The organism is Streptomyces roseoverticillatus (assembly GCF_000719265.1).
Classification (GTDB): Bacteria; Actinomycetota; Actinomycetes; order Streptomycetales; family Streptomycetaceae; genus Streptomyces; species Streptomyces roseoverticillatus.
The window spans coordinates 134,793-144,412 of sequence record NZ_JOFL01000021.1 but is presented as its reverse complement, the minus strand read 5'-3'; the positions used below and the strand labels follow the sequence as shown (position 1 = coordinate 144,412).

The following is a 9,620-nucleotide window of genomic DNA, read 5'->3' as shown; positions in this document are numbered from 1 at the left end:
GGAAACGCCCGGTTACATTCCGAACCCGGAAGCTAAGCCTTTCAGCGCCGATGGTACTGCATGGGGGACCGTGTGGGAGAGTAGGACGCCGCCGAACAAATTTTAGAAGCTCCGGTAGCTGAACTCATGTTCAGCTACCGGAGCTTTTTTATTTGCACCCCGTTCACGTCCCAGGGAAACCCTTCCCCCATGGGGACAGTGGAAGCGCTCACGGCAGCGGGCATCGGTGCAGGTGACGAGGTCGTCGTACCGTCATACGCCACAGCGGACGCAGCCGAGGCCGTCCGCCGGGCCGGAGCCGCGCCCGTGTTCGCGGACATCGACCCGGACAGCCTCTGCCTCGACCCGGCCTCGGTCGCCGCGACCCTCACACTCCGCACCGCCGCACTGATGCCCGTTCACCTCTTCGGCCGCCGCGCCGACCTGGCCGGCCTACGAGCCGTCGCCGAACGGCGCGGGCTGATCGTCGTCGAGCACGAGCCCGCGGCTCCCCTGGACGAGAACGCCCGGAGGAGGCAGGCGAACGCTGCCTACCTCAACACCCGGCTCAGGGGTGTCGTGACACCCGCCACGGGCCCCGGCGTCGAACACAGCTACCGCACTTACGTCGTCCGTATCCCCGGCAACGGCCGGCCGGACCGGGACGCCTTCGCGCGGGCACTGCGGGCCCGCGGCGTGCGCTGCCGCATCCCCGTACAGACACCGGTGCACCGACTGCCCGCCTACCGGCGGGAGTTGTGGCTTCCCGAAACCGAGCGCGCCGCCGACCAGTGCCTGGCCCTGCCCGTGGACGCCGCACTCACCCCGCGGGAACTCAGCCGCGTCGTGGCCGTCTGCAATGCGCTCGGCGGGCTGGTCCCGGAAGCCGCCTGAACCGCTGACCGGGCGGCAGGGCCGGTACCTCCCGCCTGCCCCGCTCACGTAGTCAAAAGGGCGTACGAACATGGGGTATGCTTTATCTCGTTGCCGGCCCCAATAGCTCAGTCGGCAGAGCGTCTCCATGGTAAGGAGAAGGTCAACGGTTCGATTCCGTTTTGGGGCTCAATAAAGAAGGCCCCCGCCAAATGGCGGGGGCCTTCTTTATGTTCACTCACTGCAGTTCCGGTACCCGCATCGTCAGGATCGCCATGTCGTCCGACGCGGGCTCGGCGGCGAAGCGCTCGACCGCCCGCAGCACCCGCGCGGCCACCGCGCCCGCCGTCAGGCCCGTACACGTCGTCAGCAGGTCCGTGAGGCCGTCGTCGCCGAGCATGCGCGTGCCCTCGCGGCGCTCGGTCACACCGTCCGTGACGCACAGCAGCACGTCGCCCGGCTCCAGGGTGACCGTCTGCTCGTACAGCTCCAGGTCCTCCATGACGCCCAGCAGCGGCTGCGGGTCGGCCGCGGCCTCCACCGTGCCGTCCTGGCGCAGGCGCAGCGGAAGCGGGTGCCCCGCGCAGACGACCTTGAGGACCGCGCTGCCGTCCTCCTGCGGCCGCAGCTCGCCGTACAGCAGCGTCAGGAAGCGGCTGCGGGCGCCCTCGTCGAGGATGGCGGCGTTCAGGCGCTCCAGGACGGCCGGGCCGCCGTAGCCCTCGCGGGCGAGCAGGCGCAGCGCGTGCCGGGCGAGGCCGGTGACCGCCGCGGCCTCCGGGCCCGTGCCGCAGACGTCGCCGATGGCGAAGCCGTACGCGCCGTCGCGGATCGGGAAGAGGTCGTAGAAATCGCCGCCGACCTCGTTGCCCTCGCCCGCGGCGCGGTAGATGACGTCGACCTCGACACCGGGGACGTGCAGCAGCTCCGGCGGGAGGAGGCTGCGCTGCAGGGACTGGCTGATGGCGGTGCGCTCGCTGTAGAGGCGGGCGTTGTCGAGGGCGAGGGCCGCCCGGCGCGACAGGTCCTCGGCGAGCTCCAGGATCTCCTGGCGGAAGTGGTCGTCGGTGGGCTTGCCGAGCGTGAGCATGCCGATGACGCGGTTGCGGGCCACGAGCGGCAGGACGACCGTCTCGCCGCCCACGGCCGCCGCCGTGGCGAGGGACGTGCTGGGCGCCGCCGGGTGGTCGGTGGAGCCGGCCAGGCCGAGGGAGCGCAGGGAGCCCCGGAGGGCGGAGGCGTGGGCGGCCTCGGAGGGGGCCGTCCAGACGCGGGCGCCGGGCGTGGGGACCGGGTCCGGCGGGGCGAGCTTGCCGAGGAGGGTCTTGAGGCCGTCGATGCGGTCCTCGTCCTCGTGCAGGACGTAGGACAGCTCGGGCTCGGAGGCGGGGTCGGCGACGGTGTAGACGGCGCACCAGGTGGCCAGGGTGGGGACCGTCATCTGTGCCATGAGGGCGAGGGTCTGGTCGCGGTCGAGGGTGCCGGCGAGCAGGTCGGAGGCCTCGACCAGGAAGGACAGGGAGCCTCGGCGGAGCCGTTCGAGCTCGTTGAGGCGGGCGCGTTCGACGGCGAGGGCGATGCGGTCGGCGGCGAACTGGAGGCGGAGGGCCTCCTCGTTGCTGTAGCGGCCGGGGGCCTCGGCGGCGACGCCCAGGGAGCCGGTGAGGCGGCCCTCTACCTTGAGGGGGACGGTGACGACGGAGCGCATGCCGGTGTCGGCGAGGAGGGGCACGGCGCCGGGGATGACGGCGAGGTCCTCGTGGACGGCGGGCATGCGGGCGGAGCCGTAGCGGCCGGTGCCGGCCTCGACGGGGACGCGGGCGAAGCGCTGGCGGGCGGACGGCAGGCCGGTGGAGGCCCGTACCTCCAGCTCGGTCTCGTCGTCGGTCGCCAGCAGGAGGTAGGCGGCGTCGCCGTCGAGCATGTCGCGCGCCCGCTCGACGGTGCGCTGCAGGAGGCCGTCGAGGTCGTCGGGGGCGGGGGAGCCGATGAAGACCTCGAAGGGGTCGACGGTGGTCCGGTCGGCGGCGCCGCTGTCCGGGGCGGGGGAGCGCTGCAGGCTCTGCAGGACGGCCCGCTCCTCCTCGCGCACCAGCAGGCAGACGGTGGAGGGCGCGCCTTCGTTGTCACGGACGCGCAGGTGGGAGGCGTAGACGGGGGTGATGCGGCCGTCGGCGCCCCTTATGCCGTAGGAGCCCTCCCAGCGGGACAGGCGCAGGGCCTCGGCGATGCCGGTGGAGGTGCCGGGGGTGTGCGGCCAGGCGGCGAAGTCGGTGAGCGGCTTGCCGGTGACCTGGTCGGCGGTGAAGCCGAAGAGGGCGGCCGCGTCGTCGTTCCAGCCGGTGATGGTGCCGGTGCGGTCGAGCTGGATGACGGCGACACGGACGCGCGGGTCGGCCAGGGGGAGGGCCTCGGTGGGCAGGGCGGGGCCCGCGGAGCGGGTGCCGGCGGGGCGGTCGGGCAGGTCGAGCTGGAACCAGACCTGCTTGTGGGTGGGGGTGTACTCGACGCCCCAGCGGGTGGCGAGGGCGGCGCACAGCAGCAGGCCGCGGCCGCCCTCGCGGTCGACGCCGCCGATGCGGCGCGCGGAGCTCTGCAGGGGCACCTCGCGCTCGGGATAGCGGTCGGCGACCTCGACGCGGACGCCGGTGCCGGTGCGCATGCACAGGACGTCGGCGGCGGTGCCGGCGTGGACGACGGCGTTGGTGACGAGCTCGCTGGTCAGGACGACGGCGTCATCGATGATGTCGGGATGGCCCCAGCCCTGGAGGGTGTCCCGGACGAAGGCGCGGGCGGAGGCGACCGAGCGTCCGACCGGCTCGAAGGTGGCGGCAGCCCGCGCGGTGATCACAGGTCTCCTCGTGTAGGTCTCGGCGGTCTGCTCGCCCATGTCGCAGCGCCCCTCCATTGCCCTGGCCGGATGCCAGGTTACTTACCTTCACCGCACGGGCGGAGGCCGGTGCGAGCTGATTCCACCTTCGGAGTGCCCGCGGACCGTGTGCGATGCTGCCGAACTGTTATGGCCTGGCCGGGCCGGGGTGAAACACTGGGAAAGATTGAAGTGGAAGCCCGACGAGGATGATCGACCCTGCGGGAGGGACACGGTGGAGTCTGGCGCGGCGGCGCGGGGCGTGAGCACGCGCGCGAAAGGCGGACGGTCCCGGGCCAATGGGACGACGGAAGTCGACACGGCGGCCCTGACCAGGCTGCTGACGGCACTGTCCGCCATGCGCGACGGAAACTTCCGGAAGCGGCTGACGGTCTCCGGCGACGGGGTGATGGCCGAGATCGCCGCGGTCTTCAACGAGGTCGCGGACCGGAACCTGCAGCTCACGGGTGAGCTGGCCAGGGTCCGCAGGGTCGTGGGCCGTGAGGGAAAACTCACGGAGCGGCTGGAGGTGGGTGCCTGCGAGGGCGCCTGGGCGGCCGCGATCGACGCGTCGAACGCGCTGGTGGACGACCTGGTGCGGCCGGTGTCCGAGGTGGGCCGGGTGCTGTCGGCGGTGGCCGAGGGCGACCTGGAGCAGCGGATGGACCTGCGCTCGCAGGGCGCGGACGGGGCGGCGCACCCGCTGCGGGGCGAGTTCCTCAAGGTCGGGCGCACGGTCAACGGCCTCGTGGACCAGCTGTCGGCGTTCACCGACGAGGTGACGCGGGTGGCGAGCGAGGTCGGCACCGAGGGCAAGCTCGGCGGTCAGGCCCGGGTGCGCGGTATGTCGGGTTCGTGGAAGGACCTCACGGATTCCGTCAACACGATGGCGTCGCGGCTCACCGCTCAGGTGCGTGACATCGCTCTCGTGACGACGGCGGTCGCCAAGGGCGACCTCTCCCGGAAGGTCACGGTGCACGTGGCCGGGGAGATGCTGGAGCTGAAGAACACCGTCAACACGATGGTGGACCAGCTGTCGTCCTTCGCCTCCGAGGTCACGCGCGTGGCGCGCGAGGTCGGCACGGAGGGCGAGCTGGGCGGTCAGGCGCAGGTGCCCGGTGTCGCGGGCGTCTGGAAGGACCTGACCGACTCGGTCAACCTCATGGCCGGGAACCTGACCGCGCAGGTGCGGGGCATCGCGCAGGTCACGACGGCGGTGGCCAACGGCGACCTGTCGCAGAAGGTGACGGTCAGCGCGCGGGGCGAGATCGCCCAGCTGGCCGAGACGATCAACCAGATGACGGAGACGCTGCGCACCTTCGCCGACGAGGTGACGCGGGTGGCCAGCGAGGTCGGTGCCGAGGGCCGGCTGGGCGGTCAGGCGCAGGTGCCGGGGGCCGCGGGTACGTGGAAGGACCTCACCGATTCGGTGAACACGGCCTTCCGTAACGTCACGACGCAGGTGCGGGACATCGCCCAGGTGACGACCGCCGTCGCCAACGGCGACCTGGGGCAGAAGGTGACCGTCGACGTCTCCGGCGAGATGCTGGAGCTCAAGAACACGGTCAACACGATGGTCGACCAGCTGTCGTCGTTCGGTGCCGAAGTGACGCGCGTGGCGCGGGAGATCGGCGTCGAGGGCGAGCTCGGCGGGCAGGCGGCGGTGCCCGGTGCGGCGGGCACGTGGAAGGACCTCACGGATTCGGTGAACACCGCTTTCCGTAACCTCACGGGGCAGGTCCGCAACATCGCCCAGGTGACCACGGCGGTGGCCAACGGCGATCTCTCGCAGAAGGTGACGGTCGACGTCTCCGGCGAGATGCTGCAGCTGAAGAACACCGTGAACACCATGGTCGACCAGCTGTCGTCCTTCGCCGACCAGGTCACGCGCATGGCGCGGGACGTGGGCACGGAGGGCCGGCTGGGCGGTCAGGCGCGGGTGGACGGCGTCAGCGGCACCTGGAAGGAGCTGACCGACTCGGTCAACTTCATGGCGGGCAACCTGACTTCGCAGGTGCGGCAGATCGCCCAGGTGACCACGGCCGTGGCGCGCGGCGACCTCTCCCAGAAGATCGACGTGGACGCGCGCGGCGAGATCCTGGAGCTGAAGAACACCATCAACACGATGGTCGACCAGCTCTCCGCCTTCGCGGAGCAGGTCACGCGCGTGGCCCGCGAGGTGGGTACGGACGGCCGGCTCGGCGGTCAGGCGCAGGTGCCCGGTGTGGCCGGCGTGTGGCGGGACCTCACGGACTCCGTCAACGGCATGGCGGGCAATCTGACGGCGCAGGTGCGCAACATCGCGCAGGTCGCGACGGCGGTGGCGCGCGGCGACCTGTCGCAGAAGATCGACGTGGATGCGCGCGGCGAGATCCTGGAACTGAAGAACACCCTCAACACGATGGTGGACCAGCTGTCGTCGTTCGCCGAGCAGGTCACGCGCGTGGCGCGGGAGGTCGGCACCGAGGGCATCCTGGGCGGCCAGGCCGAGGTCCAGGGGGTGTCCGGCACCTGGAAGGACCTCACGCAGTCGGTCAACTTCATGGCCAACAACCTGACGTCGCAGGTGCGCAACATCGCCGAGGTGACCACGGCGGTCGCCAAGGGCGACCTGTCGAAGAAGATCACCGTCGATGCGAAGGGCGAGATCCTCGAACTGGTCACCACCGTGAACACGATGGTGGACCAGCTCTCGGACTTCGCCGAGCAGGTGACGCGGGTGGCGCGCGAGGTGGGCACCGAGGGGCAGCTGGGCGGCCAGGCGCGGGTGCGGGACGTCACCGGCATCTGGAAGGACCTCAGCGACAACGTCAACCTGATGGCCAACAACCTGACCAGCCAGGTGCGGAACATCTCGCAGGTCGCCGCGGCGGTCGCCAACGGCGACCTGACCAAGAAAGTGACGGTCGAGGCGCGCGGCGAGGTCGCGCAGCTGGCCGACACCGTCAACACCATGGTGACGACGCTCTCCGCGTTCGCGGAGCAGGTCACGCGCGTGGCGCGCGAGGTCGGAACCGACGGCATCCTGGGCGGCCAGGCCCGCGTGCCGGGCGTGAGCGGCACGTGGAAGGACCTCACGGAGTCCGTGAACGCCATGGCCTCCAACCTGACCGGCCAGGTCCGCAACATCGCGATGGTCACCACGGCCATCGCGCAGGGCGATCTCACCAAGAAGATCGACATCGACGCGCGCGGTGAGATCCTCCAGCTGAAGACGACCATCAACACGATGGTCGACCAGCTGTCGTCGTTCGCCGAGCAGGTCACGCGGGTGGCCCGCGAGGTGGGCACCGAGGGGCAGCTGGGCGGCCAGGCGCGGGTGCGCGACGTGGACGGCACCTGGCGCGACCTGACCGAGTCGGTCAACGAGATGGCCGGGAACCTGACCCGTCAGGTGCGGGCCATCGCCGAGGTCGCCACCGCGGTGACCCGCGGCGACCTCAACCTCAAGATCGACGTGGATGCGGCCGGCGAGATCCTGGAGCTCCAGGACAACATCAACACGATGATCGCCAACCTCCGCGAGACCACCCTGGCCAACAAGGAGCAGGACTGGCTCAAGGGCAACGTCGCCCGGATCTCCGGCCTCCTGCAGGGCCGCCGGGACCTGGACGACGTCGCCGGGCTGATCATGAGCGAGCTGACGCCGGTGGTCTCCGCGCAGCACGGCGCGTTCTTCCTGGCGATGCCGACGGGCTCGCCGGGCGGGCAGGGCGCGGAGCACGGCGAGGACGCGTACGAACTGCGGATGCTCGGCTCGTACGGCTACTCGATGGGCTCCATGCCCACCTCCTTCCGGCCGGGCGAGACGCTGATCGGCACCGCCGCGAAGGAGAAGCGGACCATCCTGGTGGAGAACGTGCCGCCGGGCTATCTGAAGATCGCCTCCGGTCTGGGCGAGGCGCCGCCGGCCCACGTCATCGTGCTGCCGGTGCTCTTCGAGGGCCAGGTGCTCGGGGTGATCGAGCTGGCCTCGTTCCAGCCGTTCGCCCAGATCCAGAAGGACTTCCTCAACCAGATCGCCGAGATGATCGGCACCAGCGTCAACACCATCAGCGTCAACACCAAGACGGAGATCCTGCTCAAGCAGTCGCAGGAGCTGACGGAGCAGCTGCGCGAGCGGTCGGCCGAGCTGGAGAACCGGCAGAAGGCACTGGAGATCTCCAACGCCGAGCTGGAGGAGAAGTCCGAGCGCCTGGCCCGGCAGAACCGCGACATCGAGGTGAAGAACACCGAGATCGAGGAGGCCCGGCAGGTGCTGGAGGAGCGTGCCGAGCAGCTCGCGGTCTCGATGCGCTACAAGTCCGAGTTCCTCGCCAACATGTCGCACGAGCTGCGCACCCCGCTCAACTCGCTGCTCATCCTCGCGAAGCTGCTCGCCGACAACGCGGACGGCAACCTCTCGCCGAAGCAGGTGGAGTTCGCCGAGACCATCCACGGGGCGGGCTCGGACCTGCTGCAGCTGATCAACGACATCCTGGACCTGTCGAAGGTCGAGGCGGGCAAGATGGACGTGAGCCCGACCCGTATCGCGCTCGTCCAGCTCGTGGACTACGTGGAGGCCACGTTCCGGCCGCTGACGGCGGAGAAGGGCCTGGACTTCTCCGTGCGGGTCTCGCCCGAGCTGCCGGCCACGCTCCACACCGACGAGCAGCGGCTGCTGCAGGTGCTGCGCAACCTGCTGTCGAACGCGGTCAAGTTCACCGACACCGGCGCGGTGGAGCTGGTCATCCGGCCCGCCGGCGGCGACGTCCCGGACACCATCCGCGAGCAGCTCCTGGAGGCCGGTTCGCTGCGCGACCCGGACGGCGAGGTGATCGCCTTCTCGGTCACCGACACCGGCATCGGCATCGCGGCCAGCAAGATGCGGGTCATCTTCGAGGCGTTCAAGCAGGCCGACGGGACGACCAGCCGCAAGTACGGCGGTACGGGCCTGGGGCTGTCGATCAGCCGGGAGATCGCCCGGCTGCTCGGCGGCGAGATCCACGCCGCGAGCGAGCCCGGCCGCGGCTCCACCTTCACCCTCTACCTCCCGCTCAACGCCGGTGAGCTGCCGCCCCAGGGCTATCCGCAGCTCGCGCCGGGCACCCGGCCCGAGCCGGACGGCGGCGAGCACGCGGGCGGTCCCGAGGACGTCACGGCGCTGGAGGCGGGCCTGCCCGGCGCCGGCCCGGAGGCGGCCGCGCGCGGTGCGGCCGGTCTGCTCCTGCGGCGCCAGCGGGCCGCGCAGGCCGCCGCGCAGTGGCCCGCCCCGGCCGCCCCGGCGGACCGGTCCCCGGCGGCACCTCAGGGCGGCGAGCCTTGGCCAACGGAGCCGTTCGGTGACGGAGAGCAACCGACGGCCAAGGGCTTCGGCTCCGGGTTCGGCGGGGGCTTCCACGGCGAGAAGGTGCTGATCGTCGACGACGACATCCGCAATGTGTTCGCCCTCACGAGCGTCCTGGAGCAGCACGGGCTGTCGGTGCTCTACGCGGAGAACGGGCGCGAGGGGATCGAGGTCCTGGAGCAGCACGACGACGTCGTGGTGGTCCTGATGGACATCATGATGCCGGAGATGGACGGCTACGCCACGACGGCCGCCATCCGCAGGATGCCGCAGTTCGCGGGCCTGCCCATCATCGCGCTGACCGCCAAGGCGATGAAGGGCGACCGCGAGAAGAGCCTGGATGCCGGAGCCTCCGACTACGTCACCAAGCCGGTCGACACCGACCACCTGCTCACGGTGATGGAGCAGTGGATGCGCGCCGAGTGACGGCCGGCCGCGGGCCCCGTGCGGGCTCCGCGGCCGGCTCCCGGGAGACTGCTGACCGACTGTGCGCGAGGACGTGTGGGGACCCGGGAATCGGGGAACCTTCTGGTCCCCCACTACGTTTCTGCTACGTGCACAGTGACATCGCGG

Annotated in this window: 3 protein-coding genes, 1 tRNA gene and 1 rRNA gene; 4 read left to right on the top strand and 1 reads right to left on the bottom strand. The window is 71.0% G+C overall.

Features of this window, described 5'->3' with window-relative positions; all coding sequences use genetic code 11:
* From rrf to IF61_RS0124685, 3 genes are all read left to right on the top strand, one after another.
* Positions 1 to 97 (top strand): 5S ribosomal RNA (gene rrf, locus IF61_RS33515); the annotation flags it as partial.
* Between the two features lie 92 nt (positions 98 to 189).
* Complete coding sequence (locus tag IF61_RS0124690; protein WP_030368722.1) at positions 190 to 873, top strand: DegT/DnrJ/EryC1/StrS family aminotransferase; 684 nt, start codon at positions 190 to 192, stop codon at positions 871 to 873.
* Between the two features lie 96 nt (positions 874 to 969).
* A tRNA-Thr gene (locus tag IF61_RS0124685) sits at positions 970 to 1,042 on the top strand.
* A 48-nt stretch (positions 1,043 to 1,090) separates the two neighbouring features.
* Here the strand turns inward: IF61_RS0124685 and IF61_RS0124680 are convergent.
* Positions 1,091 to 3,742 (bottom strand): SpoIIE family protein phosphatase, encoded by a 2,652-nt coding sequence (locus tag IF61_RS0124680; RefSeq protein WP_043190510.1) that lies wholly within the window; start codon positions 3,740 to 3,742, stop codon positions 1,091 to 1,093.
* Between the two features lie 214 nt (positions 3,743 to 3,956).
* Here IF61_RS0124680 and IF61_RS0124675 point away from each other — a divergent pair, with 214 nt between their 5' ends.
* Entirely contained in the window at positions 3,957 to 9,473 is a 5,517-nt protein-coding gene (locus tag IF61_RS0124675; RefSeq protein WP_030368720.1) for a HAMP domain-containing protein, read from the top strand.
* Positions 9,474 to 9,620: the final 147 nt, after the last annotated feature.

Excerpts from the sequence above, each read along its gene's own strand:
- IF61_RS0124680 (WP_043190510.1), bottom strand. The coding sequence starts at position 3,742 with ATGGGCGAGCAGACCGCCGAGACCTACACGAGGAGACCTGTGATCACC.
- IF61_RS0124690 (WP_030368722.1), top strand. The coding sequence starts at position 190 with ATGGGGACAGTGGAAGCGCTCACGGCAGCGGGCATCGGTGCAGGTGAC.